This is a genomic window from Rhizobium sp. NFR03 (assembly GCF_900111275.1).
GTDB lineage: Bacteria > Pseudomonadota > Alphaproteobacteria > Rhizobiales > Rhizobiaceae > Ferranicluibacter.
Genome location: NZ_FOGR01000002.1, coordinates 183,593 through 210,263 on the forward strand (window position 1 = coordinate 183,593; position 26,671 = coordinate 210,263).

Genomic DNA, 26,671 nt, shown 5'->3' on the forward strand with positions numbered 1-26,671 from the left:
GAACGTTCAAACGGCTTCCGCAGTCTGGCGAACGGGCTCGTATCGCCCGACGGAATGCGTCACGTCGAGACGGCGTCCGGTTTCCCGGTCGAAGACGTGCAGCTGGGCGGGCGGCAGGGCCAGTCCGATCAGATCGCCCGGCGCCACGCGGATATCGAGCGGGATGGCGGCTGCGAAGATGCGGCTGCCGAAGGCCACATGGATGATGCGCCCGGAGCCGAGTTCCTCGACGAAATCGACCCGTGCCGGCAGTCCCTCGCCGGCCGGCAGCACGCGGCACTCTTCCGGGCGAATGCCGAGCGTCACGTCGCGTCCGGCAAGGGCTGCCGCCATGGCGGAAGGGATCGGGATCGCCAGATGCTCGTGGCGCGCGACGGTGCCGGCCGCGTCGATGCTGGTATCGATGAGGTTCATCGGCGGCGCACCGATGAACGAGGCAACGAAGACGCTCGCCGGGCGGTGATAGATATCGAGCGGCTGGCCCACCTGCTCCACATGGCCCTTGTTCATGACGACCAGCTTGTCGGCCAGCGTCATCGCCTCCACCTGATCGTGCGTGACGAAGACGGAGGTCGCCGACAGGCGCTGATGCAGCTTGCGGATCTCGGCGCGCATGGTGACGCGCAGCGTTGCGTCGAGGTTCGACAAAGGCTCGTCGAAGAGAAACACGCCGGGCTCGCGGATGATCGCCCGGGCCATGGCGACGCGCTGTCGCTGCCCGCCCGAAAGGGCCGCGGGCTTGCGCTCCAGATAGTCGCCGAGCCCGACGATCTTGGCGGTTTCGGGAATGCGCACGCGGCGCTCCGCCTTGGGCACGCCCGCCACCTTTAGCGCATAGCCGATATTGTCGGCCACCGTCATATGCGGATAGAGCGCATAGTTCTGGAACACCATGGCGCAGCCGCGCTCCCGGGGTTCGAGCTTGTTGACGACGCGGCCGTTGATCTCGATCTCGCCGCCGGTGATGTCTTCCAGTCCCGCGATCATGCGCAGCAGCGTGGACTTGCCGCAACCGGAGGGGCCGAGGATGACGACGAACTCGCCGGAGGCGAAGGCAAGGTCGATGCCGTGCAGCGTCGCGGTCTTGCCGTAGGATTTGCGGACGGCCCGGATGGTGATGTCAGCCATGGGTGAAGCCTTTCTGTGTGGAGTGGCGGCTTTTCAGCGCCGGAATGTCATTTTTCGCTGGAGACGAGGCCGCGCACGAACCAGCGCTGGAGAACCGCGACGACGACGACGGGCGGCAGCATGATGATGAGGGAGCCCGCGAGCGTCACGTTCCAGTCCGGCGTACTGCCTTCGTCCGGCAGCAGCGAGACGAGCGACATCATCGTCGTCTTGTAGGCGGGATCGGTGATCATCAGCAGCGGCCAGAGATACTGGTTCCAGCCGTAGACGAACATGATGGTGGTCAGCGCCAGCATGTTGGTGCGCGACAGCGGCAGGAGCACATCGAAGAAGAACCGGATCGGCCCCGATCCGTCCATGCGAGCGGCTTCGGCAAGCTCGTCGGGCAGGGTCATGAAGAACTGCCGGTAGAGGAAAGTGCCGGTGGCCGTGGCGACCAGCGGCAGGGAGAGACCCGCATAGGAGTTCAGCAGGTTCCACTCGATCGTCACCGTAATGCCGGTGACCCAGGCGATCAGAAGACGGATCGGCTCGAACAGGTCCGCGGCGACCGCATAGGTCGGGACCACGCGCACTTCGAGAGGAAGCATCAGCGTGATGAACACGATCCAGAAGAAGAAATGCTTCAGCCGCGTGCGGAAGAAAACGATCGAAAATGCCGTGAGCGCCGACAGCGCGACTTTGCCGAAGGTGACGATGCTCGCCATGATGAAGCTGTTCAGCATGGCCGTGCCGAGATTCGCCCGCTGCCAGGCCGCCGCCATGTTCGCGATCAGCTGGTTCTGCGGCAGGAAGTTGAAGGGAACGGCGTTGACCTGCTGCACGGTCTGGCTGGCGCCGGCGACGATGACCGCGAAGGGACCGAGGAGAAGGAGAAAGCCGAGCGCCATCAGCACGTAGGTGAAGGCGTCGGCGTAAGGTGTGCGCTGGATCATGGTCGCCTCACTTGTAATGCACGCGCCGCTCGACGAAGCGGAACTGGATGAAGGTGAAGATCATGATGAGGCCGATGAGCACGATGCTCTGGGCCGAGGCGCCGGAATAGTTGAGGCCGCGGAAGGCCTCCTCGACGATGCGGTAGACCATGACCTCGGTGCCGTGGTTGGGGCCGCCATCCGTCGTGCGGGCGACGATGCCGTAGGTGTCGGCACCGACGAAGCCCTCGGTCATCATGGTGACGCTGAGGAAGAACAAGGTGGGCGCCAGCATCGGGATCTGGATGTCGATCGCCCGGCGGATCGGTCCGGAGCCATCCATCGCGGCCGCTTCGGTCAGCGACTTCGGCACGGACTGCAGGCCGGCCAGCAGGAAGATGAAGGTGTAGCCGGCCCATTTCCAGGCAAACACGACGATGACGAGGATCAGCGCGTGACTTCCGTATTTCGCGGGGTTCCAGAAATCGGGAAAGATGGAATTGACCGAGGCCATCAGCCCGCGTTCGGGCGACAGGATGAAGCGGAAGGCCATGCCCGCGGCAGGGCCGGCAATGGCGTAGGGCAGGATATAGAGAAAGCGCACGGCGCCCGAGCCCGGCAGCTGCCGATCCACGGCGAGCGCCAGCACGAGGCCGATGAAGATGGTGGAAAGCGTGCCGGCGAGCGCGAAGGTGAGGCTGACGACGACCGAGTTCCAGTAGAGCGGATCGGCAAACACGTCGCGGAAATTGGCAAGGCCGACGAACTCGGCAGAACCGCCGAAGGGCGGCTCCAGCGTAAAGGCCCAGCGCACGACGGCGACGGCCGGCCAGTAGAAGAACAGGGCGATCAGCGCGAGCTGCGGCAGGGCGAAGGCGGTCGGTATCCACCAGCTTCGAAAAACGGCGCGTTTGTCCATGATACGGGAACCTGAAAACAAGCGGAATGCGGGAAGCCTGCCGCGGGGCGCGGCAGGCTCGATGATGACGGGATCGCTTAGTTCAGCGTCTGGCCGCCATAGGTCTTTTCAAAGCGGCGCAGGATCGCGTTGCTGCGCTCGGCAGCCTGATCCAGCGACGTCTGCACGTCGGCGTTCTGCATGAAGATCGCTTCGAGCGCGGTGCCGACTTCCTTGCGGATCTGCGTGAAGCCGCCGAGGCGGATGCCGCGGGTGTTTTCGGAGGTCGGGGTGTAGGTCAGGCTGGCGATGGCCAGTTCACGACCCTTGTAGGGCGCCTTGTCGTAGAAGCCGTTGGCCTTCATGGCCTCGAAGCCGGACTTGGTGACGGGGATGTAGCCGGTGACGGTCGACCACCACTGCGCCATCTCCGGCGTGCCGAGATAGTTGAGGAACGCTGCGGCTCCCTTGTACTGTGCATCGGGAAGGCCGGCCATGACCCAGAGCGAAGCGCCGCCGACGAGCGAATTCCGACGCTCGGTGCCTTTCCAGACCGGAAGCATGGCGATCTCCCACTTCACGCCTTCCGGCAGCGTCTTGGCGATCGTGCCGTGATCGGCGACCGACGTCTGGATCATCTGGCAGGTCTGCGAAGTGAAGGCGGGGACGACGTCCATGCCGAGCTGCTTGGTCTTGATCACGACCAGCTTCTCGTCGGCCAGCTTCTTCAGGAACTTCACCTGATCCACGAACTTGGTCTTGTTGAAGACGACTTCGGCATCGAGGCCCTTGTAGCCGTTGGCCTGCGTTGCGATCGGCTGATTGTGGATGGCCGAGAACTGCTCCATCGTCGCCCAGGTGTCGAAGCTCATACCCATCGGGCATTCGTAGCCGGCAGCCTTCAGCTTGCGGGCGGCCTCTTCGACCTGTTCCCAGGTGTCCGGCTTGAAGTCGATGCCGGCCTTCTCGAAGGCGTCGACATTATAGTAGAACATGGCGGTGGACGAATTGAACGGGAAGGAATTCAGCTCGCCGCTGGCCGACGCGTAGTAATTGGCGATGCCGCCGAAATAGTTGTCCCAGTCGATCTTGTAGCCATTGTCGGCCATCAGCTTCTTGGCGGGGATGAAGGCCTTGGACAGCATCAGGTCCAGCGTGCCGGCATCGTAGATCTGCGCGATCGCGGGCTGCTTCTTGGAGCGATAGGCGGCAATCGTATTCTGCAGCGTGGTGTCGTAGGCGTTCTGCGAGGTGCAGACGACTTCGAAATCGCCCTGCGACTGGTTGAACTTCGAGCAGGCTTCCTGCACGCGCTCGCTGAGATCGCCCGTCAGGCCATACCAGAATTCGAACTTGGTCTTTTCCGCATGGGCCGGGGTGGTTGTGGCGGTGAGGGTGGTGGCGGCCAGAAGGCCCGCCAGGACGGATGTCAGAACGGAAATTTTCATTGTGTGCCTCTTGCAGGGACGGGAAGGCCTATCCGGGCTCAAGGCCTCGGATAAATCCTCGCCGCTGCTAGCAGCCGGGCATGACAGTCAGGCGTCGCTTGCGTTAAGGAATCATGACGGTCGAAAATGATGCAGCGCGGTGCGCGACATACCGGCAAGTGCATCGGACATTGCCGAAATACCGCGTTAACCTGTCTGAATACGCGTTAAGACGTCAAGAAAAATGTTAAAAAACAGGTGGTTATAAGAGGTGATGCGGAATTGCCTCCAATTTTAACCATATGAATCGATCCCCAAATCTTCAGATTGACGCAGGGGGAAGTTGGCTGTTAACTTTCTGTTAACGATTAGAGCGGTGCGCGCAGCCTTCAAGACGCGAAACCGGCGTTGTTGTCACTTTTCGAGCGGGGACCGGACGTCGCATGCTTTGCGGCGAAAGCATCCCTGCGCCACAGGGGATGTGCATGGCACAGATGACGGGGCTCAAGGGAATGGTCTTCGCACTCGCGAGCCTTCTCGTATCGGCAGGTGCCGCCGTACCGGCGCTTTCGGCAACGGCACTGTCCATGCAGACGGGCTCGATCACATCCCAGCCCATCGGCCACTACGAGTTCTGCAAGACGCATGCAGCCGAGTGCGACATTCGCACCCGCTCGACGCCCGCACCCCGCGTTACCGCCTATGGCTGGTCCGTCATCCGCGCCGTCAACGCCGATACCAACCATGAAATCACGCCGATGACCGATCTCGAGCTCTATGGCCGGGACGAAGTCTGGGCCTATCCGGAAACGGCCGGCGACTGTGAGGACTACGTTCTTCTCAAGCGCAAACGCCTCATGGAAAAAGGCTTTTCTCCGGCAGACGTACTGATCACCGTCGTGCGCAAGCCGGATGGCGAAGGCCATGCCGTCCTCACCGTGCGCGCCGCCCAGGGCGATTTCGTTCTGGACAATCTCGATGACGACGTGAAGCTCTGGACCAAGACGCCCTACCGCTTCCTCAAGCGCCAGGCCTCCTTCAACACGGGCCGCTGGGTCACCATCGAGAACGGCGCCGAAATCGTCGTGGGTTCGGTCGGGCGATGATGCTTGTCCGTTCTCTTCACCCTTAAGACGTCCGGGGACGGCTCAAGGGTGAAGAAGGACTGAACGCTCCCTTTCGTCATGCTCGGGCTTGTCCCGAGTATCTGCAACGATTTTTTGTTGACGTCAGCAGATCCTCGGCACAAGGCCGAGGATGACGTTTCGCGAGAGGAAACGGTGAGGGCGCCTGAGGGCGCCTCAGCTGTTCCCGATCAGAATACCCGCCCCCAGAACCAATCCGCCGCCGAGCACGACCTGAAAGGCCGCGCGTAGAAAGGGCGTTTCCATGAAGCGGTTCTGGATGAAGGCGATGGCCCAGAGTTCGATGAAGACCACGGCGACGGCGAGCGTGGTCGCGGTCCAGAAGTCCGGGATCAGATAGGGCAGGGCATGGCCGAGGCCGCCGACGGCGGTCATGATGCCGCAGGCAAGGCCGCGCTTCAGCGGAGAGCCGCGCCCGGAAATCTTGCCGTCGTCATGCGCCGCCTCGGTGAAGCCCATGGATATCCCTGCACCGACGGAGGCCGAAAGGCCGACGAGGAAGGTCTGCCAGGTATCCTGCGTTGCGAAGGCTGCGGCGAAAATAGGAGCGAGCGTCGAGACGGATCCGTCCATCAGGCCCGCAAGCCCCGGCTGGACATAGGTCAGAACGAATTGCCGCCGCGCCGTATCGTCCTCCGATGCCTTGACGTCGTCGGGAGCATGCCGCGCGCCCAGCATGCGGGCGATGTCCTCATGGCCTTCTTCGGCGAGAGCGAGATCACCAAGCAGCTTGCGCGTCTCGGCATCTCCGCAGCGCTTGGTGGCCTCGATATAGAAGTTCTGCGCTTGCCGCTCCATCGTCTCGGCTTCGCGCCGCATCTGGTCGAGCGTCAGGCTGCGCTGGAGCCAGTCCGGCTTCTGGCGGATAAAGCCGCTGACATGCTCCCGGCGGATGAGCGGTATTCGCTCCCCGAAGCGCCGGCGATGTATGTCGATCAGCATGTTGCGATGCGTATGCTCGACGGTCGCCATGTCCTCGAACACCTTGGCGGAGGCGGGAAAGGCAGCTCGGAGATGATCGGCATAGGCAAGGTAGATCCGCGCATCGTCTTCTTCGGACGATATCGCAAGCGCCAGGATTTCCTGCTCGCTCAGACTGTCGAAGGTGCGGCGGGAACGGGAGAAGAAGCTCGTCAGCATGGTCGGTCCTGAATTTAGAATAATTCTAAACTAGGCTCTTTGGCGATAAGTGCAAGAGCGAATGCGCAGCTGCCTTCCCACGACCTGTTGAACCGACGGAACGGGTGGACAGCACATCCGCAACGGCAAGGCTTCCGGCACCGCGCCCGGTCGAAGCCGACGCGGCAGGACTCGCAAGGGAACAAAACCACACGCTTCACGTTCATCTCGGCAATTTGAAATTATTGAACCCACGGAGAATGACAATGGACGTAAATGGCGTAGGCTGGCTCGCAGCAATCATCATCGGCGGCTTTGCCGGTTGGCTCGCAGAACAGTTCATGAAGTCCAATATGGGCGTGTTCATGAACATCATCCTCGGCATCATCGGTGCCGTCGTGCTCAACGCAATCCTCGCCGCTATCGGCGTATCGCTGGGTGCCGGCTGGATTGCCTACCTGATCACCGGCTTCATCGGTGCCTGCATCCTCATCGCCATCGGGCGAATGGTGCGCCGCTAAGCGGCGTACCGGAGGCGGCAGGCATATCGGACCGCGAACGTTTCTGAGGAGATCGACATGCTGACATTCGCTGCCGAAGGCAACGGTCAGGGCAAGCTTGAGATCAACGGGCAGACGGCACCCGTGACGTACGAACTTGTCGTCGCCCGGGAAGAGGACGAATCTCGTCAGGTGCGTATTCGTCTCAATGCCCCGCGCGACTGGCTGCTCAACCAGGGCTTCAAGGGCGAGGCAACCCTCGTGCGCGCCAATGGCGATCGCATCCCGGTGCGTCGTGAAGGCGGGCTGGATGTGGACGACGCCATTTCGGTGACGCTCGAAGGTTACGACGATACGCGCACCGACGCGTCCGATGTGGATGCTGCCTATCCCGAGCTGAAGCACTGACGCTGTCGCAAGAAGCAAATGAAAAGGGCGCCGTTGACCACGGCGCCCTTTTTGCGTTTCTGGCTTGCTGGACGGTCAGTCCTTGGCGCGCTCGACATAGGAGTTGTCTTCCGTCGCGATGACGACGCGGGTGTTCGCGACGATATGCGGTGGAACCAGCGTGCGAACGCCGTTCGACAGGATGGCGGGCTTGTAGGACGAGGATGCCGTCTGGCCCTTGGTGACCGGTTCGGTTTCGACGATTTCGAGCGTGACGTGGCGCGGCAGCTGGATCGCGATGGCGAGGCCTTCGTGGATCGACAGCGTGACCGTCATGCCGTCCTGCAGGAAAACCTTCTGGTCGCCGATGTCTTCGGCCGTCATCGTGACCTGGTCGTAGTTCGCCGGATTCATGAAGTGGAAGCCTTCGCCATCTTCATACAGGAAGGTGTGATCGCTGTCCTCGACATAGGCGCGCTCGACCTGTTCCGTCGTGCGGTAGCGCTCGGAAACCTTCACGCCGTCGGAAATCCGGCGCATGTCCACCTGCGTCACCGGCGTGCCCTTGCCGGGGTGGAAGTTGGCGGCCGTGAGAACGACATAGAGCTTGCCGTCGACGTCGAGCACGTTGCCCTTGCGAACGGAGGAGGCGATCACCTTGACCATAAGTCTTCCTTGTAACTGATAAAGATGCATCGTAGAGCGTGGCAATCTGCCCAACTGCGATGCGGGTAAAACCGGATTTGGGCCGCACCTAGCGCATATCAAGGCAAATAGCCAGTGCGGGCCGCGCGGCGGACGCCAAGAATGCCTGAACACGAAGGGCTGCTCGCGGGCTCAAGCGATGCCCGAAGCCGAACCCCCAACACCGAACGAGTGACCGATCCTGCCATGACGCCAGCCGCAGCTTCCCCCTGGTGGACACCGCATGTTCACGCCGACCGACGCCCGTTCCTGCTGGCGCGAAACCGGATCAAGGCGGCGCTGCGTTCCTACCTTGCGCGTGAGGACTTTATCGAAGTGGAGACCGCAGCCCTTCAGGTCTCGCCCGGCAACGAAGCCCATCTCCATGCTTTCGAGACGGCGGCGATCGGTCACGACGGATTGCGCACGCCGCTTTATCTTCACACGTCGCCGGAATTCGCCTGCAAGAAGCTGCTGGCAGCGGGAGAGCATCGCATCGCCTGTTTCGCCCCGGTTTATCGCAACCGGGAGCGCGGCCCGTTGCATCACCCCGAGTTCACCATGCTCGAATGGTACCGGACGGGCGAAACCTACCGGTCGCTGATGACGGACTGCCACGCGATGCTGATATGCGCGACGGAGGCTGCGGGAACACGGATGCTGAGCCATCGCGGTCGCCTCTGCGATCCCGCGCTCGACCCCGAGCGCCTGACGCTCGCCGAGGCGTTTACCCGTTATGCCGGTATCGATCTCCTGGCGACGGTGACATCCACGGGCGAGACCGACCGCGATGCGCTGGCCGCAGCCCTGGGCGGTGCCGGTATTCGTATGGCGGGGGATGACAGCTGGTCCGACCTTTTCAGCCGTGTTCTGGTCGAGAAAATCGAGCCGCATCTGGGGATGGGCCGCGCGACGATCCTGATGGAATATCCGGTGGCCGAGGCCGCGCTCGCCCGCCCGTCGCCTGGAGATCCGCGTGTGGCGGAGCGGTTCGAGCTTTACGCCTGCGGCGTCGAGCTTGCCAATGCCTTCGGCGAACTGACGGATGCCGGCGAGCAGCGGCGGCGGTTCGAGCTGGAGATGGCGGAAAAGAGCCGCATCTATGGCGAGCGTTATCCGCTGGACGAGGATTTTCTCGCAGCGCTCGCGATCATGCCGGAGGCGAGCGGCAGTGCGCTGGGTTTCGACCGGCTCGTGATGCTGGCGACGGACGCGTCGCGCATCGAGCAGGTCCTCTGGGCGCCGGTCACGGACACGGGAGAGCCGCGTTGAGCGGGACAGCATTGAAAAGCATATCTCAGTTGCGGGACGCCGGGCTGCTCGGCGAACAGGCCGGCGATGTCGAGGCGGTCGCGCGTCGCTATGCCGTGGCTGTAACACCCGCCATGGCCGCGCTCATCGATCCCGCCGATCCCCGCGATCCGATCGCGCTTCAGTTCGTTCCCGATGTCGCCGAACTCGACCACAAACCGGAAGAGCGTGCCGACCCGATCGGCGATGCCGCCCATAGTCCCGTCGAAGGCATCGTCCATCGCTATCCGGATCGCGTGCTCCTGAAGGCGGTGCATGTGTGCCCGGTCTATTGCCGCTTCTGTTTCCGCCGCGAGATGGTCGGTCCGGACGGTCTGGGAACGCTGGCGGCGGACGCGCTGGATGCGGCGATCGCCTATATCGCCGATCATAAGGAGATCTGGGAGGTCATTCTCACGGGTGGCGATCCGCTGGTGCTGTCGCCCCGCCGTCTGGCGGACATCATGGCGCGTCTCTCCGTCATCGACCACGTCAAGATCGTTCGCCTGCACAGCCGCGTTCCCGCCGTCGATCCCGCGCGGATCGATGCGGCGCTGATTGCAGCCCTTCGCGCCAGCCGCAAGACGGTCTATGTCGCGCTGCATGCCAACCATCCGCGCGAGCTGACGCAGCAAGCGCGCGATGCCTGCGCCCTGCTGGTGGATGCCGGCATCGTCATGATCAGCCAGACGGTGCTGCTGAAGGGCGTGAACGACACCGTGGAAACACTCTCGGCGCTCATGCGGGCCTTCGTGGAGACCCGCATCAAGCCGTATTACCTGCACCACCCGGACCTTGCGCCGGGAACCGCGCATTTCCGCCTGTCGGTGGAGGAAGGGCAGGCGCTGGTCGCCGGGCTTCGCGGCGTGATTTCCGGCCTCTGCCAGCCGACCTACGTGCTCGACATTCCCGGCGGCCACGGCAAGTCGGTCATTGCCGCACCGAGTATCGAGCGGACGGATCAGGGCCACAGGATCGAGGATTTTCGCGGCGCCGTCCACGATTATCCCCCGCGCTGAACGGGAAAAGCCGGCACCTTGCGGCACCGGCTTCTTAGGCAGCAGATGACGTTGGAAATACGCTCTTCCGTCATGCTCGGGCCTGTCCCGAGCATCTGCACCGTATTGATTTTGCACCGCGTTGCAGATCCTCGGCACAAGGCCGAGGATGACGCCTCGCGAGGAAATCTCTACCGACGATCTGAAGCCGGCACTTCCGGGCCGGCTTTTGTCATTCCTGCAGAGATAACGCTTACTGTTCCTTGATCGGCGCGATGGAGATTTCCACGCGGCGGTTCTGGGCCCGGCCGGCCTCGCTCGAATTGGAAGCGACCGGACGTTCGGCGCCGTAGCCCATGGCGGACATGCGGCGCTGGTCCACGCCCTGCGAGCCCAGATAGTTGGCGACGGAGGCGGCGCGGCGTTCCGACAGGGCCTGATTGTGGCCGGCGCTGCCGGTCGAGTCCGTGTGGCCATCGACATCGACAAGCGTCTTGTTGAACTTGCGCAGCACGATGGCGACCGAGTTCAGCGTCGAGTAGAAGCCCGGCATGACCTGATCCTGATCGGTCGCGAACGTGATGTTCGACGGCATGTTCAGGATGATGCGGTCGCCCTGGCGGGTGACGGAAACGCCGGTGCCCTGAAGCTGCGCGCGCAGCTCGCTTTCCTGGCTGTCCATGTAGTTGCCGATAAGGCCGCCGCCGAGCGCGCCGATGCCGGCGCCAACGAGCGCAGAATCCCGACGCCCGCGGGCGCTGCCGCCGACGAGAAGGCCGGTTGCCGCACCGAGGCCCGCGCCGATCAGCGCGCCGCCTGCCGTGTTCGACATCTTCTGTTCGCCCGTATACGGGTCGGTCGTCGTGCAGCCGGAAAGGTAGATGGCCGAGACGGCCACGATGGCGAGTTTCTTCATCATCGAATCAAGGGTCCCCAAAATTGCTCCCTGTTCCTCATAACATTGATTGAGGCCTTATGATGGAAACGGGGACGATGGAAATCGCGTTCCGGTCAAACCAGTGGGCGTGCGGCCAGTGGGGGTGCGGCCAGTGGGGTGCGGGATGCTGCGAGCGGCTTGTAGAAGAACGTGGAACCGCAGAAGCTGCCATCCGGAAAGAGGGCGTAATCGGGGATGACGCCGGCGCGGGTCCAGCCGAGCCGCGCATAGATCGCCTCGGCCGGGCTGCCGGTTGCCGTGTCCAGCACGAGAAGATGCCGCCCGAGCGCCAGCGCCTCGTCCTCCGCTGCCGTCATCAGCAGGCGGGCAAGGCCACGCCTGCGACCGCGCCGGTGGACGAGAAGCTTCTTCAGGTCGGCGCGATGCGGCTGGTTCGGAGGCAGGCCGATGCCGAGCTGAACCGTTCCCAGGATCTCGCCATCGCATTTCGCCACCAGCAGCACTGTGTGTAATGATGTCACGGCGTCCGCAACGCCGGCCCAGTAGGTCGCCGCATCCTTATCGCCGAAGGACTGGAGGAAGCCGACGGATGCGCCGTCCGCGATGCAATCGATCAGGATCGCCGAAAGGGCCGGGATCGCTGCGCGGGCATCCTCGCCGGTCAGGCGGCGGATCGCGGGCAATGTATCGGGCAATGTGTCCTTCGTCGGCATGGTCATGAACGTCCCTTGTTCGTCTGCGGATGACCGCGATGGAGGATGATGGCGTAGCGGGCCGGGTCCGCATGGGGGTTCGAGAACACGATCATCTCGCTCAGCCGCATGAACAGGCAGTCTCCCGGGTGGAGGTGATAGGTCTCGTCCCCGGCCGTCATCGTCATGCGGCCCTCGATCAGCCAGAGATGCTGCGTCGTGCAACTGTCGAAAGCCTGCGGCTCGAAGACGACCCGCCCGCCGGAGGGGAAGCCGACATCGACGATATCGACCGGCGATCCCGTGGCTTCCGGCGACACGGCCCGCCTGACATAGCCGGTTTCCGGATCACGCCAGACATGCTGGTCTTCCACCCGTCGCAAGGGGCTGTCCGGCGGCGCATCTTCGGCGAAGAAGCGCGACAGGGTCGTGCCGAGCGCGTGGCAGAGGCGCGCCAGAAGCTGTGCTGTCGGATTGGCCTCGCCCCGCTCGATCCGGGAGATCATGGCGCGGCTGACGCCGGCGCGTTGCGCCAGTGCATCGAGGGTCGTTGCGTGTCGTTGACGCAGAGATCGCAGTCGCTCGCCGATGTCGGCGTCGGATGGAGGTGCGCTATTTTCCATCATAGGAGAATTGCAATCTTCTATAGTGGAGTCAACCCTCTCAGGCGACATGCGGAATTATGGTATCCGAAAGCTGAACACCCTGCATTTCCCGCTTTGCGGGCGTCGGGAGCGCTGCTATATGCGGGCGCATGAGCACACCATCCTCCAAGACGCCGCTGGATCATATCCGCAACTTCTCCATCGTCGCCCATATCGACCACGGCAAGTCGACGCTTGCCGACCGGCTGATCCAGTCGACGGGCGGCCTTGCCGAACGCGACATGTCCGAGCAGGTGCTGGACTCGATGGACATCGAGCGCGAGCGCGGCATCACCATCAAGGCCCAGACGGTGCGTCTGCACTACAAGGCCAACAATGGCGAGACCTACATCCTGAATCTCATCGACACCCCCGGGCACGTGGACTTCGCCTATGAAGTCTCGCGCTCGCTGTCGGCCTGCGAAGGCTCGCTGCTGGTGGTGGATGCCAGCCAGGGCGTGGAAGCCCAGACGCTGGCGAACGTCTATCAGGCGATCGACAACAATCACGAGATCGTCACGGTCCTCAACAAGATCGACCTGCCGGCGGCCGAGCCCGACCGCATCCGCGAGCAGATCGAGGAGGTCATCGGCATCGACGCCAGCCAGGCCGTGCTGATTTCGGCCAAGACCGGTCTCGGCATTCCCGACGTTCTCGAAGCCATCGTCCACCAGCTGCCGGCGCCGAAAAGCCCGGGCGGCGAGAAAGCACCCCTCAAGGCGCTGCTGGTCGACAGCTGGTACGACACCTATCTCGGCGTCATGGTTCTCGTGCGCGTTATCGACGGCGTGCTCTCCAAGGGCCAGACGATCCGCATGATGGGCACGGATGCCAAATACCAGGTGGAGCGCGTCGGCGTTCTCACGCCGAAGATGCTGGCCGTGGACAGCCTTGGACCGGGCGAAATCGGCTTTTTCACAGGCTCCATCAAGGAAGTGGCCGACACCCGCGTCGGCGATACGATCACCGAAGACAAGAAGCCGACGGCGGAAGCGCTGCCGGGCTTCAAGCCGGCCCAACCGGTGGTGTTCTGCGGCCTTTTTCCGGTCGATGCGGCGGATTTCGAGGATCTGCGCTCGGCCATGGGCAAGCTGCGCCTCAACGACGCGTCCTTCTCGTTCGAAATGGAAAGCTCGGCCGCCCTCGGCTTCGGTTTCCGCTGCGGCTTCCTCGGGCTTCTGCACCTCGAAATCATCCAGGAGCGGCTGGAGCGCGAGTTCGACCTCGACCTGATCGCGACGGCACCGTCGGTGGTCTACAAGCTGACCATGACGGATGGTTCCGAGAAGGAGCTGCACAACCCGGCCGACATGCCGGATCCGGTGCGGATCTCCGAAATCCACGAGCCGTGGATCAAGGCGACGATCCTGACACCTGACGATTATCTCGGCGGCATTCTCAAGCTTTGCCAGGACCGTCGCGGCGTGCAGACCGAGCTGACCTATGTCGGCAAGCGCGCCATGCTGACCTACGAGCTGCCGCTGAACGAAGTCGTGTTCGACTTCTACGACCGGCTGAAGTCGATCTCCAAGGGCTATGCCTCCTTCGACTATCATCTCGACGGCTACAAGGAGGGTAACCTCGTGAAGATGTCGATCATGGTCAATGGCGAACCTGTCGATGCGCTCTCGATGCTCGTGCACCGCTCGGCGGCCGAAAAGCGCGGTCGCGACATGTGCGAGAAGCTAAAGGACCTGATCCCGCGGCACATGTTCAAGATCCCGATTCAGGCGGCCATCGGCGGCAACGTGATTGCCCGCGAGACGATCTCGGCCATGCGCAAGGACGTGACGGCGAAGTGCTATGGCGGCGACGCCAGCCGCAAGCGCAAGCTGCTCGACAAGCAGAAGGCCGGCAAGAAGCGCATGCGCCAGTTCGGCAAGGTCGACATCCCGCAGGAAGCCTTCATCGCCGCTCTGAAGATGAGCGACGAATAACGTCCTGAAATGCAGCCGATGTGCTGCCGGAATATCGGCAGTACATCGGCTATGTCTTTTTTAATACGCATTCCTGAGGCGCAAATTTTGTTGTAGATCTTCCTCACGGAGGACGGCATCCGGCCGTGTCCGAAGGGAGGATATGACATGCATAGGTTCAAGATCCTGAAAGCCGCCAGCGGCCAGTTCCGCGTTCAGTTCCTCTACAATGCCGAGGTCATGGTCTGGTCGGAGAACTACGCTTCCAAGGCCAGCGCCAGGAACTGCATCGACTCGATCAAGAAAAATGCGCCGGGCGCGTCGACGGTCGATCTGACCAAGGACGAAACCGGCTCCGGATATCGTTTCGAGATCGTCGAGAACAAAGGCGGCGAACATTTCGTCCGCTTCAAGGCGGCGAACGGCGAGCCCATGGTCCAGTCCGAAGCCTACGCCTCGAAAGCGGGTGCCAGGAACTGCATCGAATCCGTCAGGAAGAACGCCCCGGATGCAGCTGTCGAGGACGAGACGGTCGCGGCCTAGAGCCGGCGCAGGTTGCTCCAGAAAAGTCGATATCTGACAGAGAGCCATCATGCCGCGCCGAAGATGCGTGACGGATCGTCTCTTTCAATCCGGGCGGGATGGTTTATCCTGTCACTCTCGCCCGGACGCGGCCTGCACTTTTAAAAAAGCGATGCAGGACGGCTCGGGATTTCTATCGAGGATGTTCTCATGTCGCAAACTGCCCGCACACGGCCCGACGTCTCGCTGGACGAAAAACTCGTTGCCGACGCGCTGGAGCTGAACATCGATATATCAAGCGCGGCTGCCGACGGCGTCGCCAAGGCGGTCAAGGCGGAGCGGGAGCGGCTGTGGCTGATCGAGAATGCCGAGGCCTTCAGAGCTGAAAGAGAATATATTCAAAAACACGGTCTGCCCTTGGCGAAATATCGTCAGTTCTGATGGCACGCTTCCGTGTCTATGAGCTGAAGTCTTCTGACGTCATCGCGCTGGATCTGCAGGCGGATCTCGTGGAACTCCTGCCGACAAGGGTTATGGCGCCATTATATCCGATAACGACGATGACATGGTCATTCAGTCGATTGAATCCTCGATTTGTCATCGACGGGCAAACATATTCCATGGCCACGCAGAGGATGTCTTCCGTCGATCAGAGAGACATCGGGCGTGAGGTTGCAAATCTGTCCTCCCGCTCCGACGACATCACCTCAGCCCTCGACTTTCTTTTCCAGGGCTTCTGATCGTCATCCCTCCGATCGATATTCCGCGATCAACCCCTCGAAATCCTCCCTCGGCGGAAAACGCTCGTAGCTGTGAGCAGCGCCCGTCTCGGCAAAGGCGAGCTTTTCGCAGGTATAGGTCTCGATGAAGGGACGGTACCATGCCGTGTCGTCCAGCATGGTGGCGCGGACGTTCACCATGTCCGGCATGCCCTCGATCCGCGTGAACATCCAGCTCAGGCAGTGCGGGCAGCAGAAGTGGTGCAGCATCTCGCCGTGAAGTCCGCCGATGACCGGCTCTCCCTCGGTGACCGAAAAGCCCGATGCGGGAACGGCGACGCTCAGGGAGTACGGTCCGCCCGTCATCTTCTGGCATCCGGTGCAATGACAGGCCATCGTTACGATCGGCGGCGCGCTGATGGAGATACGAACCTTTGCGCAACGACAGGCGCCCGTCAGCGGGAGATGCGGAGAAGGCGCCATTCGAACGTTCTCGTTTCTGTCCGTTTCTCAGTCGTGTTTGCAGGGCCAGTTCGGCGGCGATGTCAGTCCCGGCGGAAGCTTCGTCTTTCCATCGCCGCAGGCGAGCGCGATCTGCTCCTGTTTCAGTCCGGTTGCAGCCGAAAGGTCCAGCCCCTCGACGCGGGTGAGAAACAGGAACGCCTCATCGAAGGCGATCGGACCCTTGAAGGTCGCACCGGTCAGCTTTGCACGAGCGAGGTTGGCGAGCGAGAAGCGCGTGCCGGTGATGGTCGACTTCGAGAAGTTGACCCTCGAAAGCTCGGCCTTGCTGAAATCCGCTCCGGTCAGGTCGGCTTCCGTTATATTCGTGCGCTGAAGTTCGGCTCCATAGAAGGATGCTCCGGCCGCCTTGATACCGGAGAAATTGGAGCGATAGGCTTCGATCCGCGAGAAGTTCGCCTTCTCGGCGGTCGCGCCGCTGAGCGAGGCCCGGATCAGCGTGGCCTTTTCGAGGGTCGCGCCGGTGAGGTCCGAGCCGCCGAGATCGGTGGCCGACAGGTTTGCACCCGCAAGAACTGCTTTGGTCAGCGTGCTCGACGGCAACATCAGGTTGGCCTTGCTGCAGCCGCTCCAGTCGATCCCGGAATTGGGCGTCGCGTCGCAATCCGCCGCTTCGACCGGGCCGGCCGTACCGGAAAGGCTCGCAGCAGCAATAAGCGCGCAAAGGCCTGCAACCGGCAGGCTGAAGCCCAGGAGGGCTTTCATGCGCACATCCATCCGGTCAAGAAAGGATGAGGTCGGGGTCCGGCCGATTGTGTTCGTCATTGCCATGCACGCCAGAAGCCGGCGCGTCCTCCATGTATTCATGATGGCCATACTAGGCGTAAGGGCACCATGCTGCAATGGTCGGCGGACCTTACGTTACGCCTTTGATGAGCGCATCAATGAAGGACGCCGGCGTCGAGACAGCCGGCTATGGCATACGGAAATAGTGTGACCCACGGCGTCAGGCCGCATCCACCGTCGCGATGGTCACAGCCTGCGACACGGCGATCGTGCGGACCCAGGCGCGTGCAAGCGCCAGTCCCGCCGCGTCCGAGGCGGCACCGTGTTGCGCTTCGAGTGCGGCGGAGCGGGAGAGCCAGCCGGCGTCGATCCGGTCGATCTGGTCCCTGTAGATCTCCTTCCATCGGGCGATAACGGCCGTTCCCGCCTCGAAGTGGAACTGCATGCCATAGCTTGCCCGGCCGATGCGGAAAGCTTGCAGAGGAACGGCGTCGTTCCACGCCAGAACCTCTGCCATCGGAGGCAGGGTAAACGTGTCCGAGTGCCACTCGAAGGCCGGAAAATGTGCGCCGGCCGCAGACAGGACCGGGTCCGCCTGCCCGGCCACCGTCAGAGAGACCTCCTGCCAGCCGAACTCGGGTGCAACGCCGAGACGATTGTCGCCGCCATGCGCGCGGGCGAGGAGCTGGCTGCCGAGGCAGATGCCGAGCACGGACCTGTCCGTCTCCGTAAATCGGCGCATCAGGCGGACAAGCGCCGGCAGATAGGGATGGAGGTCATCGTCGAGCGCGCTCTGCTCCCCGCCCAGCACCACCATCGCGTCATAGGGCTCCGGTCCCATCGGCAGGGGATCGCCCGCATAGGCCTTGAGAACATCCAGACGGGCGCCGGCCTCCGTCAGCGCGATGCCAACGAGACCCAGATCCGAATGGGGCATGTTTTCGATGACGAGGACGTGCATGGCGGCTCCGCGGGCTTCGTGTCGTCAGATAGAGATCATGCGCTGGCAATCCGATCAAGAGGGCGGTCCAAGCCCGCATTTGCGGGACTTTTGCGCGCCGAGCCTTGACCTTCAGCCTCGAAAGAGGCATTGCACCGCCTCAATCGCGCCGAGATCGGCGCTCGATATTGGATACACCATGGCCAAATCCACCTCTTCGGGCCGCACCCAGCGCATGCTGCGGGTCGGCGAACAAGTCCGCGCAGCCCTGGTTCAGGTTTTGCAGCGGGGAGAGGTGCGCGATGCCCTGATCGAGAGCACGGTCATCTCCATCTCGGAAGTCCGCATGTCGACGGACCTGAAGGTGGCGACGGCTTATGTGACGCCGCTCGGCGTCGCCGATCACGACGGCATCATCGAGGCGCTGAACCGACATGCAAAGTTTCTCCGGGGCCGCCTGTCGCCGCATCTTCGCCAGATGAAGTACATGCCGGAAGTGCGCTTCAAGGACGATACGAGCTTCGACAACTACAAGAAGATCGACGATCTACTGCGATCGCCCGATGTCGCGCGCGATCTCGGCCCAAGCGATGACGAGGCCGACGACCGCTAGAGCGCTATGCGTCATAGATGACGCGATGTGCGTGAACAGGATGCGAGACCTTCGGGTTTCCACGAAACCGACACGAATATTGGAACGACAAGACGATGGGTAAACCGCGCAAACCAAAAGGGCGGCCGGTCTCCGGCTGGCTGATCCTCGACAAGCCGCTGGATTTCGGATCGACGGAAGCCGTCTCCAAGATCAAGTGGATTTTCAAGGCCCAGAAGGCGGGACATGCCGGCACGCTCGATCCGCTGGCTTCGGGCATGCTGCCGATCGCGCTGGGCGACGCCACCAAGACCGTGCCTTACGTGATGGACGGCCGCAAGATCTACGAATTTACCGTCGCCTGGGGCGAAGAGCGCACGACGGACGATCTGGAAGGCTCGGTTGTTCAGTCCTCCGACAAGCGCCCGAGCGAGGAAGACGTCCGAGCGCTCCTGCCGAACTATACCGGCGTCATCGAGCAGGTCCCCCCGCAATTCTCCGCCATCAAGATCGCCGGCGAACGCGCCTACGATCTGGCGCGTGGCGGCGAGGTGCTTGATATTCCGCCACGCGAAGTGGAGATCTTCCGCCTGTCGCTTCTCGGCTGCACGCCCCAGCTCGCGCATTTCGAGATCGAGTGCGGCAAGGGCACCTATGTCCGCTCGCTCGCGCGCGATTTCGGCCGCGATCTCGGCTGTTTTGGCCACATCGCCTCGTTGCGCCGCTCCTTCGTCGCGCCCTTTGCCGAGGACAAGATGGTGCCTCTGTCGCAACTGACAGCGCTCGAATCCATCGAGAGCGACGAGGATCGGCTGGCCGCGCTCGACGCTTTCCTGATCGATACAGGCGAAGCCCTGTCGAACCTGCCGCATATCGCCATCAGCGAGGATCAGGCGCACCGCATCCGCATGGGCAACCCCATCATCCTTCGCGGTCGGGATGCGCCGCTCGCCGAAGACGAGGCCTATGCCACCGTTCGCGGCCGGCTGGTTGCTATCGGCGAAATCGGCGAAGGCGAGTTCCGCCCCAAGCGCGTCTTCAACACCGACTGATCTGTCACGCTGATCGGGTCCCGCCGACTGGGCAAGCCGTCCGCTTCCGCGCAAACGAATTCCGGTGTCTTTCCAAAGAGCGCCGGGGGTGGTCTAGTGACGTGATTCGGGCATTCGGCCTTGCCGGATGACAGATGGTGCAAGGGAGCGAGCCGGTCCGTGATGCTTCATCCGGATCCGGTTCCAAGGGCGGCGTGTTTCGGGACATGCGCGGCGCTTCGGGGGCGGGGATCTTGGGTGGTGGGCTGAACAGAGGCTTGCGCCAACGGGTGATCGGCGGGCTTTCCAGCCTGCGCAGACGTTTGCGCCGTCCTCTGGCCTTCTATCTCGCGGCCCTGCTGCTGGTCGCCATCATCCCGTGCTTCCTCTTCTCGATGATCGTGCTGAAACGTAGCATGGACGATCAGGAGCGCGTGGTGACCGCGCTTCTCAAGGCATCCACCGGCTCCGTCACGCGGGCCGTGGAGCGCGAGGTGGATGGCATGCTGACCACGCTGCGGGTGCTGGCGTCATCGCGGTCGCTGGAGAACTCGGATCTTGGCGCTTTCTACAGGCGCGCCTCCTCGGCTCTGGCCGGTACGGGCATGAACCTCCTGATCATCGACCGCAATTATCAGCAGCTGATCAATACGCGCATTCCCTTCGGCCAGCCCCTGGGACGCGCCTCCGATCCCGTCTCCGTGGATCAGGCCTTTCGCAGCGGCGCGCCTCTGGTCTCCACGGTCTTCTTCGGGCGGACGGCCAAGACCTGGGTGTTTAACGTCTATCTCCCCGTCTTTTCCGCCAACCGGCAGGGCGACTACCTGATGACGCTTACGCGCGATGCGGTCTCGCTCCAGCGCGCGATCGGTCGCGACGTGCTGTCGCCGGGCTGGAACGCCGCGATCATCGACGGCGCGGGCGATGTCGTGGTCGCCTCCGATCCGAAGATCGAGCCGGGCCGGCCGTTCTTCATGTCCATCGTGCCGTCGATGCGGGTGGGGGTGGGCGAAGCCGTCGAGGCCGGGATACGCTACCGCACGGTCACCGAGTTCTCCGTGCTCAGCGGCTGGAAGATCGTCGCCTGGGCGAAGGCCGCCGATGTCGATGCGGCCGCGCGCCGCTCCTATGTCTGGCTGGCGGGCGGTGCGCTTGTCTTCGCCGCCATCGCCCTTGGCATTTCGCTCGCCATCGCGCGCATGATGAGCCGGGGCGTGCGCCTGCTGGCGGATGACGCGCGCAGGCTCGGTCGAGGCGAGCCGGTCGCGATGCGCCCTCATATGGTGGAAGAGGTGACGATCGTATCCGCCGCGCTTTCGGAAGCGGCCGAAGAGCGGGAGCGGGCCGAAGCGGAGATCCGGTTCCTGATGCGCGAGGTGGCGCACCGCTCCAAGAACCAGCTGAGCGTCATCCAGTCCATGCTGACGCAGTCCGCAGCCTCTCTCGAAAGCCGGCAGGATTTCGTAGAAACCTTCCGACGACGGGTTGCGGGGCTCGCGCGCTCGACTGACCTGATGATCGCGAACGCCGCCCAGGGCATCGATATGGACGAACTGGCGCGCAATCAGCTGCAGCCTTTCATTCCCGATAATTGCGATCGCTTCCACATCTCCGGACCTCCCGTGCGGCTGGATACGCAGGTGTCGCAGACGCTCGGCATGGCGCTGCACGAGCTCGCCACCAACGCCACCAAATACGGCGCGCTCGCCAATGCGAGCGGTCGTGTCGATCTCGCCTGGACCCTCGACGATGAGACGTTCCGCCTCGTCTGGCGCGAGAGTGCCGCCGATCTGACGCCGGAGATGCGCGCGCCCGGCCGCAAGGGTTTCGGCACGCTCGTGCTGGAGCGCATGCTCGGCATGTCGCTGGACGCCCGGCTGCAGCGCCTCATGCACGAGGACGGCATCGAGTGGCGCGTGGAGATCGACAGCGCCCGGCTGAACACGCCCGCGCCCGATGGCGGCAAAGGTGCTGCAGGTTAGGGGAAGGCCTCCCCACGTGGCAAGGCCGGGAATGCGGCTCTTTCCTTTCTGTCACGAATGCTTTATAGGCACCGCCAGCATAAGGATGGGCTTTAACGTGCCTGTCTCCTTCTGCCCTCAAGGCCGCAGCTAGACGACATCCCGGCTGCCGGCGACCCGCAATCCTTAAAATCGAAAGGATCACACGATGTCGATCACTGCAGAACGCAAGACCCAGCTGATCAAGGAATACGCAACCACCGAAGGCGACACCGGTTCTCCGGAAGTCCAGGTGGCCATCCTGACCGAGCGGATCAACAACCTGACCGAACACTTCAAGGGCCACAAGAAGGACAACCACTCGCGTCGTGGCCTTCTCGCCATGGTTTCGAGCCGTCGTTCGCTTCTTGACTACCTCAAGAAGAAGGAAGAGGCCCGCTACACCAAGCTGATCACTTCCCTCGGCATCCGCCGTTAAGATCGTTCCCGGCGGGCGGCGCCTGAAGGCGCTCGCCCGCCGGCCTCTTTTATGGATGCGGTCTCCGCATCTCGACTGAAAGTCCACCAGCAGGCCGGACGTGCCGGACTGCAGAGCAACAGATGACCTGTCATGGGGCAGGATTGCAGGATGCTTCGGAGCCTCGTCTGGCTTCGTGAACCCGGAAGCCTCCCGTTGTCTTGCCCGTGATGTGTCGACCATGCAGGGCCGCACGCGCCGTTCTTTACAAAGGCCTGCGGCGCGGCCTTGCCGCACAAATGTTAGGACAAGATATGTTCGATACCCATAGCGTCGAAATCGAATGGGCAGGCCGCCCGCTGAAGCTGGAAACGGGCAAGATCGCCCGCCAGGCCGATGGCGCCGTTCTCGCCACCTACGGCGAAACCGTCGTTCTCGCCACCGTCGTTTCGGCAAAGTCGCCCAAGCCCGGCCAGGACTTCTTCCCGCTGACCGTCAACTACCAGGAAAAGACCTATGCCGCCGGCAAGATCCCGGGTGGCTACTTCAAGCGCGAAGGCCGACCGAGCGAAAAGGAAACGCTGGTTTCCCGCTTGATCGACCGTCCGATCCGCCCGCTCTTCCCGGAAGGCTACAAGAACGACACCCAGGTCGTCGTCACCGTCGTCCAGCACGACCTTGAAAACGATCCGGACGTCCTGTCGATGGTTGCAGCCTCCGCTGCGCTGACGCTTTCCGGCGTTCCCTTCATGGGCCCGGTCGGCGGCGCGCGCGTCGGCTACATCAACGGCGAATACGTCCTGAACCCGCATCTCGACGAGATGGACGAATCGGTTCTCGACCTCGTCGTTGCCGGCACGCAGGACGCCGTCCTGATGGTCGAGTCCGAAGCCAAGGAACTCAACGAAGAGATCATGCTCGGCGCCGTCATGTTCGGCCACAAGGGCTTCCAGCCGGTGATCGACGCGATCATCAAGCTTGCCGAAGTCGCCGCCAAGGAGCCGCGCGAATTCGAACCGGAAGATCATTCCGCGCTCGAAGGCGAGATGCTCCAGCATTTCGAAGCCGAACTGCGCGACGCCTACAAAATCACGCAGAAGGCCGACCGCTACAAGGCCGTCGACGCCGTCAAGGCCAAGGTCAAGGCGCACTTCTTCCCCGAAGGCGAAGAGGCTCGCTACACGAACGAAGTCATCGGCGCGGTCTTCAAGCACCTGCAGGCCAAGATCGTCCGCTGGAACATTCTCGACACCAAGAGCCGCATCGACGGCCGTGATCTCGAGACCGTTCGTCCGATCGTATCGGAAGTCGGTATCCTGCCGCGCACCCACGGTTCGGCTCTCTTCACCCGCGGCGAAACGCAGGCGATCGTCGTCGCCACGCTCGGCACCGGCGAAGACGAGCAGTACGTCGACAGCCTGACGGGCATGTACAAGGAGCGCTTCCTGCTCCATTACAACTTCCCTCCCTACTCGGTCGGTGAAACGGGCCGCATGGGCTCCCCGGGCCGCCGCGAAATCGGCCACGGCAAGCTCGCATGGCGCGCGATCCGTCCGATGCTCCCGAGCCCGGACCAGTTCCCCTACACGCTGCGCGTCGTCTCCGAGATCACCGAGTCGAACGGCTCGTCCTCGATGGCGACCGTCTGCGGCACGTCTCTGGCCCTGATGGATGCAGGCGTTCCGCTGGCAAAGCCGGTTGCCGGCATCGCCATGGGCCTGATCCTCGAAGGCGACCGCTTCGCGGTTCTCTCCGACATTCTGGGTGACGAAGACCACCTCGGCGATATGGACTTCAAGGTTGCAGGCACGGATGCCGGCATCACCTCGCTGCAGATGGACATCAAGATCGCCGGTATCACCGAAGAGATCATGAAGGTCGCGCTCAGCCAGGCGCAGGGCGGACGCAAGCACATCCTCAACGAGATGGCCAACGCCATCACCGAGGGCCGCAGCCAGCTCGGCGAATTCGCACCGCGCATCGAAGTCATGCAGATCCCGGTCGATAAGATCCGGGAAGTCATCGGCTCCGGCGGCAAGGTCATCCGCGAAATCGTCGAGAAGACCGGCGCCAAGGTCAACATCGAAGACGACGGCACGATCAAGATCGCATCGTCTTCCGGCAAGGAAATCGAAGCGGCCCGCAAGTGGATCCACTCGATCGTTGCGGAACCGGAAGTCGGCCAGATCTACGAAGGCACCGTTGTGAAGACCGCCGACTTCGGCGCCTTCGTCAACTTCTTCGGCCCGCGTGACGGCCTCGTGCACATCTCGCAGCTGGCGACAGACCGCGTTGCCAAGACCTCCGACGTCGTCAAGGAAGGCGACAAGGTCTGGGTCAAGCTGATGGGCTTCGACGAGCGTGGCAAGGTCCGCCTGTCCATGAAGGTCGTCGATCAGGCGACCGGCAAGGAAGTCAGCGAAAAGGGTGGCGAAGCCGCCGAATAAGGCGAGCCGCCGCATTTTGACAGGAAGGGCGCGGGGCGTTGATCGCTCCGCGCCCTTCTTGCATGATCACGAAAGCGGCCCCGCGGCCGCGACAAGACGAACACCGCTGGTATCCTGACGAGATCCGGCACGACGGGCAGCCGCAACAGGCCGCCGAAGAGGCAAGACGCAATGACGAGCGACAAGGTCAAGACCCTGTTTCATCCCTTCGACAGCGGCGTGCTGTCGCCGCCGGGCGAAGGCGAACGCGTCCTCTTTTTGGCCGCGGAAACCGGCTACCGGTTGCCGGAAGGCTTCGATGCGGCGCTGGTCTGCGTTCAGCCGAGCCGCCCGGCCTATCGCGCGCTGGTCTCTGCCGGCGCCAATGTCACGCCCTTTGTCGAAGGCGACGATTACGCCGCCACGCTGATCCTCTGCGGCAAGCACCGCGGCGAGAACGAGAACCGCATCGCAGAGGCGCTGAAGCGTACCCGTATCGGTGGCCTCATCGTTGTCGCCGGCACCAAGGAAGACGGCATCCAGTCTCTGCGCAAGCGCATCAGCGCGCTGGAGTGGGGTGGCGACAGCATGCCCAAATATCACGGTGTCGCCTTCTGGTTCGCGCGCCCCGAGGATCCGGCAGCCGAGATCGAGCGCTTCGCCTCGAAGCCCGTTCGCGTCGAGGGCCGGTTCGATGCCGCTCCCGGCATGTTCTCGCATGACCGGATCGATGGCGGCTCGGAACTGCTGGCCTCGCGCCTGCCCACGGACTTCGCGGGCCATGCCGCAGATTTCGGCGCAGGCTGGGGCTACCTCTCCGTGATACTCGCCGAGCGCGCGCCTGATGTCAAAGGCATCGACCTGTTCGAGGCCGACTATCACGCGCTGGAGGCTGCGCGCGGCAACCTGAAGACCAATGCGCCGAAGGTGCCGACGCGCTTTCACTGGCAGGACCTCACGCAGGAAGCACCGCGCGACCACTACGACCTCATCGTCATGAACCCGCCTTTCCATGAGACGCAGGCCGCAGACCCGGCTCTGGGCGCCGCGATGATCGCCATGGCCGCCAAGTCCCTGAAGGCCGGCGGCCGCGTCATGCTGGTCGCCAATCGTGGCCTGCCCTACGAGCCGACCATGAACGCGACCTTCAAGGAATGGGGCGAAACCTGCCGGAATGCGCGCTTCAAGATTCTGTGGGGCCGGAAGTAGACCGACTTCGGGCAATAGACGTCCCATCATGCAAAAGGCGCCGCGAGATGATCGCGGCGCCTTTTTTCATTCAGGGATACTTTTGGATCAGAGGTGACGGTTGCTGAGCAACCTCACGCCCCGTCCGCGTTCCGCAGCGTCTCCAGCACGGGCATCGATGTGATGTTGTAGCCGGAATCGACGTAGTGGATCTCTCCCGTCACGCCGGAGGCGAGGTCGGAGAGGAGGTAGAGGGCGGAGTTGCCGACGTCGTCGATGGTGACGGTGCGGCGGAGCGGCGCGTTCTTCTGGTTCCAGGAGAGCATGGCGCGCGCGTCGGAAATGCCTGCGCCGGCAAGGGTGCGGATGGGGCCCGCCGAGATCGCGTTGACGCGGATGCCGCGGGGGCCGTAATCGGCAGCGAGATAGCGCACGGAAGCTTCGAGAGCTGCCTTGGCAACACCCATGACGTTGTAGTTCGGCATGACGCGCACGGAGCCGCCATAGGTCAGGGTCAGCATGGAGCCGCCCTCCGTCATCATCTCGGCCGCACGGCGCGCAATCTCGGTGAAGGAGAAGCAGGAGATGACCATGGTCCGGCTGAAATTGTCGCGGCTCGTATCGGCGTACAGGCCCTTCAGCTCGTTCTTGTCGGAAAAGCCGATGGCGTGAACGATGAAATCCAGGCTGCCCCAGCGCTCTTTCAGAGTCTCGATGACGGTGTCGACGGAGCCGAGGTCCTCGACGTCGCAGGGCAGCAGGAGATCAGAGTTCAGCTGGGCCGCCAGCGGCTTCACGCGCTTGCCGAGCGCTTCGCCCTGATAGGTGAAGGCAAGCTCCGCACCCTCGCGCGAGAGCGCCTGGGAAATGCCCCAGGCGATCGAATGGCTATTGGCGACGCCCATGATGAGCCCGCGCTTACCCGACATCAGACCGGTCATGGCGAC

Annotated in this window: 28 protein-coding genes and 1 pseudogene; 16 read left to right on the forward strand and 13 right to left on the reverse strand. The window is 63.0% G+C overall.

The window, feature by feature from the left end; all coding sequences use genetic code 11:
- Window positions 1-6: 6 nt before the first annotated feature.
- The 4 genes from ugpC to BSG19_RS06090 form a co-directional block, all read right to left on the reverse strand.
- Window positions 7-1,128 carry a sn-glycerol-3-phosphate ABC transporter ATP-binding protein UgpC gene (gene ugpC, locus BSG19_RS06075; RefSeq protein ID WP_092985958.1) on the reverse strand — a complete coding sequence of 374 codons (1,122 nt, stop codon included), beginning with the start codon at window positions 1,126-1,128 and terminating at the stop codon, window positions 7-9.
- A 47-nt stretch (window positions 1,129-1,175) separates the two neighbouring features.
- On the reverse strand, window positions 1,176-2,063 hold the full coding sequence (locus BSG19_RS06080) for an ABC transporter permease subunit (RefSeq protein WP_092985960.1): 888 nt from the start codon (window positions 2,061-2,063) through the stop codon (window positions 1,176-1,178).
- 7 nt (window positions 2,064-2,070) lie between these two features.
- Window positions 2,071-2,961 carry a carbohydrate ABC transporter permease gene (locus BSG19_RS06085; protein ID WP_092985962.1) on the reverse strand — a complete coding sequence of 297 codons (891 nt, stop codon included), beginning with the start codon at window positions 2,959-2,961 and terminating at the stop codon, window positions 2,071-2,073.
- 77 nt (window positions 2,962-3,038) lie between these two features.
- Complete coding sequence (locus BSG19_RS06090; RefSeq protein WP_092985964.1) at window positions 3,039-4,388, reverse strand: extracellular solute-binding protein; 1,350 nt, start codon at window positions 4,386-4,388, stop codon at window positions 3,039-3,041.
- A 464-nt stretch (window positions 4,389-4,852) separates the two neighbouring features.
- Between BSG19_RS06090 and BSG19_RS06095 the strand changes: the two genes are divergently transcribed.
- Entirely contained in the window at window positions 4,853-5,473 is a 621-nt protein-coding gene (locus BSG19_RS06095; RefSeq protein ID WP_092985966.1) for a transglutaminase-like cysteine peptidase, read from the forward strand.
- 195 nt (window positions 5,474-5,668) lie between these two features.
- Here BSG19_RS06095 and mbfA read toward each other — a convergent pair whose 3' ends face one another.
- Window positions 5,669-6,652 carry an iron exporter MbfA gene (gene mbfA / locus BSG19_RS06100; RefSeq protein WP_092985968.1) on the reverse strand — a complete coding sequence of 328 codons (984 nt, stop codon included), beginning with the start codon at window positions 6,650-6,652 and terminating at the stop codon, window positions 5,669-5,671.
- 245 nt (window positions 6,653-6,897) lie between these two features.
- Between mbfA and BSG19_RS06105 the strand changes: the two genes are divergently transcribed.
- Together BSG19_RS06105 and BSG19_RS06110 are read left to right on the forward strand one after the other, a co-directional pair.
- Window positions 6,898-7,152: a GlsB/YeaQ/YmgE family stress response membrane protein gene (locus BSG19_RS06105; protein WP_062471330.1), complete on the forward strand. Its 255-nt coding sequence runs from the start codon at window positions 6,898-6,900 to the stop codon at window positions 7,150-7,152.
- Between the two features lie 57 nt (window positions 7,153-7,209).
- A complete protein-coding gene (locus tag BSG19_RS06110; protein WP_092985970.1) occupies window positions 7,210-7,539 on the forward strand; it encodes a hypothetical protein in 330 nt (109 codons plus the stop codon).
- Between the two features lie 75 nt (window positions 7,540-7,614).
- Here the strand turns inward: BSG19_RS06110 and efp are convergent, their stop codons facing one another.
- Window positions 7,615-8,184: an elongation factor P gene (gene efp, locus BSG19_RS06115; RefSeq protein ID WP_092985972.1), complete on the reverse strand. Its 570-nt coding sequence runs from the start codon at window positions 8,182-8,184 to the stop codon at window positions 7,615-7,617.
- A gap of 225 nt (window positions 8,185-8,409) precedes the next feature.
- Here efp and epmA point away from each other — a divergent pair, with 225 nt between their 5' ends.
- Together epmA and BSG19_RS06125 are read left to right on the forward strand one after the other, a co-directional pair.
- The gene (epmA, locus tag BSG19_RS06120; RefSeq protein WP_092987229.1) at window positions 8,410-9,474 is read left to right on the forward strand and encodes an EF-P lysine aminoacylase EpmA; all 1,065 of its coding nucleotides are present in this window, start codon (window positions 8,410-8,412) and stop codon (window positions 9,472-9,474) included.
- Window positions 9,471-10,511, forward strand: coding sequence for a lysine-2,3-aminomutase-like protein (locus BSG19_RS06125; protein ID WP_092985974.1), 1,041 nt, complete (start codon window positions 9,471-9,473; stop codon window positions 10,509-10,511). The genes epmA and BSG19_RS06125 overlap by 4 nt, the downstream gene beginning before the upstream one ends.
- A 232-nt stretch (window positions 10,512-10,743) precedes the next feature.
- Here BSG19_RS06125 and BSG19_RS06130 read toward each other — a convergent pair whose 3' ends face one another.
- The 3 genes from BSG19_RS06130 to BSG19_RS06140 form a co-directional block, all read right to left on the reverse strand.
- Entirely contained in the window at window positions 10,744-11,409 is a 666-nt protein-coding gene (locus tag BSG19_RS06130; protein WP_092985975.1) for a YiaD family glycine zipper/OmpA-like lipoprotein, read from the reverse strand.
- Between the two features lie 92 nt (window positions 11,410-11,501).
- The gene (locus BSG19_RS06135) at window positions 11,502-12,071 is read right to left on the reverse strand and encodes a GNAT family N-acetyltransferase (protein WP_092987231.1); all 570 of its coding nucleotides are present in this window, start codon (window positions 12,069-12,071) and stop codon (window positions 11,502-11,504) included.
- Between the two features lie 32 nt (window positions 12,072-12,103).
- Window positions 12,104-12,703 (reverse strand): helix-turn-helix domain-containing protein, encoded by a 600-nt coding sequence (locus BSG19_RS06140; RefSeq protein ID WP_092987232.1) that lies wholly within the window; start codon window positions 12,701-12,703, stop codon window positions 12,104-12,106.
- Between the two features lie 131 nt (window positions 12,704-12,834).
- Here BSG19_RS06140 and lepA point away from each other — a divergent pair, with 131 nt between their 5' ends.
- From lepA to BSG19_RS06160, 5 genes and pseudogenes are all read left to right on the forward strand, one after another.
- Entirely contained in the window at window positions 12,835-14,661 is a 1,827-nt protein-coding gene (gene lepA / locus BSG19_RS06145; protein WP_092985977.1) for a translation elongation factor 4, read from the forward strand.
- Between the two features lie 147 nt (window positions 14,662-14,808).
- A pseudogene (locus BSG19_RS26330) lies at window positions 14,809-14,961 on the forward strand (DUF1508 domain-containing protein); the annotation flags it as partial.
- A gap of 12 nt (window positions 14,962-14,973) precedes the next feature.
- Window positions 14,974-15,183 (forward strand): YegP family protein, encoded by a 210-nt coding sequence (locus BSG19_RS26335; protein WP_244529173.1) that lies wholly within the window; start codon window positions 14,974-14,976, stop codon window positions 15,181-15,183.
- Between the two features lie 189 nt (window positions 15,184-15,372).
- A complete protein-coding gene (locus BSG19_RS06155) occupies window positions 15,373-15,603 on the forward strand; it encodes a type II toxin-antitoxin system CcdA family antitoxin (protein ID WP_092985981.1) in 231 nt (76 codons plus the stop codon).
- Window positions 15,603-15,902, forward strand: coding sequence for a CcdB family protein (locus tag BSG19_RS06160; RefSeq protein ID WP_092985983.1), 300 nt, complete (start codon window positions 15,603-15,605; stop codon window positions 15,900-15,902). Before BSG19_RS06155 ends, BSG19_RS06160 begins: the two co-directional genes overlap by 1 nt.
- Before the next feature lie 3 nt (window positions 15,903-15,905).
- On the opposite strand, the gene BSG19_RS06165 is transcribed toward BSG19_RS06160, so the two are convergent.
- The 3 genes from BSG19_RS06165 to BSG19_RS06175 form a co-directional block, all read right to left on the reverse strand.
- Window positions 15,906-16,364, reverse strand: a complete 459-nt coding sequence (locus BSG19_RS06165; RefSeq protein ID WP_092985985.1) for a GFA family protein — start codon at window positions 16,362-16,364, stop codon at window positions 15,906-15,908.
- Between the two features lie 27 nt (window positions 16,365-16,391).
- A complete protein-coding gene (locus BSG19_RS06170; RefSeq protein WP_092987233.1) occupies window positions 16,392-17,108 on the reverse strand; it encodes a pentapeptide repeat-containing protein in 717 nt (238 codons plus the stop codon).
- A 241-nt stretch (window positions 17,109-17,349) separates the two neighbouring features.
- Window positions 17,350-18,090, reverse strand: a complete 741-nt coding sequence (locus BSG19_RS06175; protein ID WP_092985987.1) for a type 1 glutamine amidotransferase — start codon at window positions 18,088-18,090, stop codon at window positions 17,350-17,352.
- A 178-nt stretch (window positions 18,091-18,268) separates the two neighbouring features.
- On the opposite strand from BSG19_RS06175, the gene rbfA reads away from it, so the two are divergent.
- The 6 genes from rbfA (at window position 18,269) to BSG19_RS06205 (ending at window position 25,745) form a co-directional block, all read left to right on the forward strand.
- Window positions 18,269-18,682, forward strand: a complete 414-nt coding sequence (gene rbfA / locus BSG19_RS06180) for a 30S ribosome-binding factor RbfA (protein WP_092985989.1) — start codon at window positions 18,269-18,271, stop codon at window positions 18,680-18,682.
- Window positions 18,683-18,777: 95 nt separating this feature from the next.
- Entirely contained in the window at window positions 18,778-19,713 is a 936-nt protein-coding gene (gene truB / locus BSG19_RS06185; protein WP_092985991.1) for a tRNA pseudouridine(55) synthase TruB, read from the forward strand.
- 257 nt (window positions 19,714-19,970) lie between these two features.
- A complete protein-coding gene (locus tag BSG19_RS06190; protein ID WP_244529116.1) occupies window positions 19,971-21,674 on the forward strand; it encodes a sensor histidine kinase in 1,704 nt (567 codons plus the stop codon).
- Window positions 21,675-21,861: 187 nt separating this feature from the next.
- The gene (gene rpsO / locus BSG19_RS06195) at window positions 21,862-22,131 is read left to right on the forward strand and encodes a 30S ribosomal protein S15 (RefSeq protein ID WP_092985993.1); all 270 of its coding nucleotides are present in this window, start codon (window positions 21,862-21,864) and stop codon (window positions 22,129-22,131) included.
- Window positions 22,132-22,424: 293 nt separating this feature from the next.
- Window positions 22,425-24,557 carry a polyribonucleotide nucleotidyltransferase gene (gene pnp, locus BSG19_RS06200; RefSeq protein WP_092985995.1) on the forward strand — a complete coding sequence of 711 codons (2,133 nt, stop codon included), beginning with the start codon at window positions 22,425-22,427 and terminating at the stop codon, window positions 24,555-24,557.
- Between the two features lie 171 nt (window positions 24,558-24,728).
- A complete protein-coding gene (locus BSG19_RS06205) occupies window positions 24,729-25,745 on the forward strand; it encodes a class I SAM-dependent methyltransferase (protein ID WP_092985997.1) in 1,017 nt (338 codons plus the stop codon).
- 113 nt (window positions 25,746-25,858) lie between these two features.
- Here BSG19_RS06205 and fabI read toward each other — a convergent pair whose 3' ends face one another.
- Window positions 25,859-26,665, reverse strand: a complete 807-nt coding sequence (fabI, locus tag BSG19_RS06210; protein WP_092985999.1) for an enoyl-ACP reductase FabI — start codon at window positions 26,663-26,665, stop codon at window positions 25,859-25,861.
- Between the last annotated feature and the right edge of the window lie 6 nt (window positions 26,666-26,671).

Coding starts and splice junctions, on each gene's coding strand:
- ugpC (WP_092985958.1), bottom strand. CDS start 1,128: ATGGCTGACATCACCATCCGGGCCGTCCGCAAATCCTACGGCAAGACC.
- BSG19_RS06080 (WP_092985960.1), bottom strand. CDS start 2,063: ATGATCCAGCGCACACCTTACGCCGACGCCTTCACCTACGTGCTGATG.
- BSG19_RS06085 (WP_092985962.1), bottom strand. CDS start 2,961: ATGGACAAACGCGCCGTTTTTCGAAGCTGGTGGATACCGACCGCCTTC.
- BSG19_RS06090 (WP_092985964.1), bottom strand. CDS start 4,388: ATGAAAATTTCCGTTCTGACATCCGTCCTGGCGGGCCTTCTGGCCGCC.
- BSG19_RS06095 (WP_092985966.1), top strand. CDS start 4,853: ATGGCACAGATGACGGGGCTCAAGGGAATGGTCTTCGCACTCGCGAGC.
- mbfA (WP_092985968.1), bottom strand. CDS start 6,652: ATGCTGACGAGCTTCTTCTCCCGTTCCCGCCGCACCTTCGACAGTCTG.
- BSG19_RS06105 (WP_062471330.1), top strand. CDS start 6,898: ATGGACGTAAATGGCGTAGGCTGGCTCGCAGCAATCATCATCGGCGGC.
- BSG19_RS06110 (WP_092985970.1), top strand. CDS start 7,210: ATGCTGACATTCGCTGCCGAAGGCAACGGTCAGGGCAAGCTTGAGATC.
- efp (WP_092985972.1), bottom strand. CDS start 8,184: ATGGTCAAGGTGATCGCCTCCTCCGTTCGCAAGGGCAACGTGCTCGAC.
- epmA (WP_092987229.1), top strand. CDS start 8,410: ATGACGCCAGCCGCAGCTTCCCCCTGGTGGACACCGCATGTTCACGCC.
- BSG19_RS06130 (WP_092985975.1), bottom strand. CDS start 11,409: ATGATGAAGAAACTCGCCATCGTGGCCGTCTCGGCCATCTACCTTTCC.
- BSG19_RS06140 (WP_092987232.1), bottom strand. CDS start 12,703: ATGGAAAATAGCGCACCTCCATCCGACGCCGACATCGGCGAGCGACTG.
- lepA (WP_092985977.1), top strand. CDS start 12,835: ATGAGCACACCATCCTCCAAGACGCCGCTGGATCATATCCGCAACTTC.
- BSG19_RS06155 (WP_092985981.1), top strand. CDS start 15,373: ATGTCGCAAACTGCCCGCACACGGCCCGACGTCTCGCTGGACGAAAAA.
- BSG19_RS06160 (WP_092985983.1), top strand. CDS start 15,603: ATGGCACGCTTCCGTGTCTATGAGCTGAAGTCTTCTGACGTCATCGCG.
- BSG19_RS06165 (WP_092985985.1), bottom strand. CDS start 16,364: ATGGCGCCTTCTCCGCATCTCCCGCTGACGGGCGCCTGTCGTTGCGCA.
- BSG19_RS06170 (WP_092987233.1), bottom strand. CDS start 17,108: ATGAAAGCCCTCCTGGGCTTCAGCCTGCCGGTTGCAGGCCTTTGCGCG.
- BSG19_RS06175 (WP_092985987.1), bottom strand. CDS start 18,090: ATGCACGTCCTCGTCATCGAAAACATGCCCCATTCGGATCTGGGTCTC.
- rbfA (WP_092985989.1), top strand. CDS start 18,269: ATGGCCAAATCCACCTCTTCGGGCCGCACCCAGCGCATGCTGCGGGTC.
- truB (WP_092985991.1), top strand. CDS start 18,778: ATGGGTAAACCGCGCAAACCAAAAGGGCGGCCGGTCTCCGGCTGGCTG.
- rpsO (WP_092985993.1), top strand. CDS start 21,862: ATGTCGATCACTGCAGAACGCAAGACCCAGCTGATCAAGGAATACGCA.
- pnp (WP_092985995.1), top strand. CDS start 22,425: ATGTTCGATACCCATAGCGTCGAAATCGAATGGGCAGGCCGCCCGCTG.
- BSG19_RS06205 (WP_092985997.1), top strand. CDS start 24,729: ATGACGAGCGACAAGGTCAAGACCCTGTTTCATCCCTTCGACAGCGGC.
- fabI (WP_092985999.1), bottom strand. CDS start 26,665: ATGACCGGTCTGATGTCGGGTAAGCGCGGGCTCATCATGGGCGTCGCC.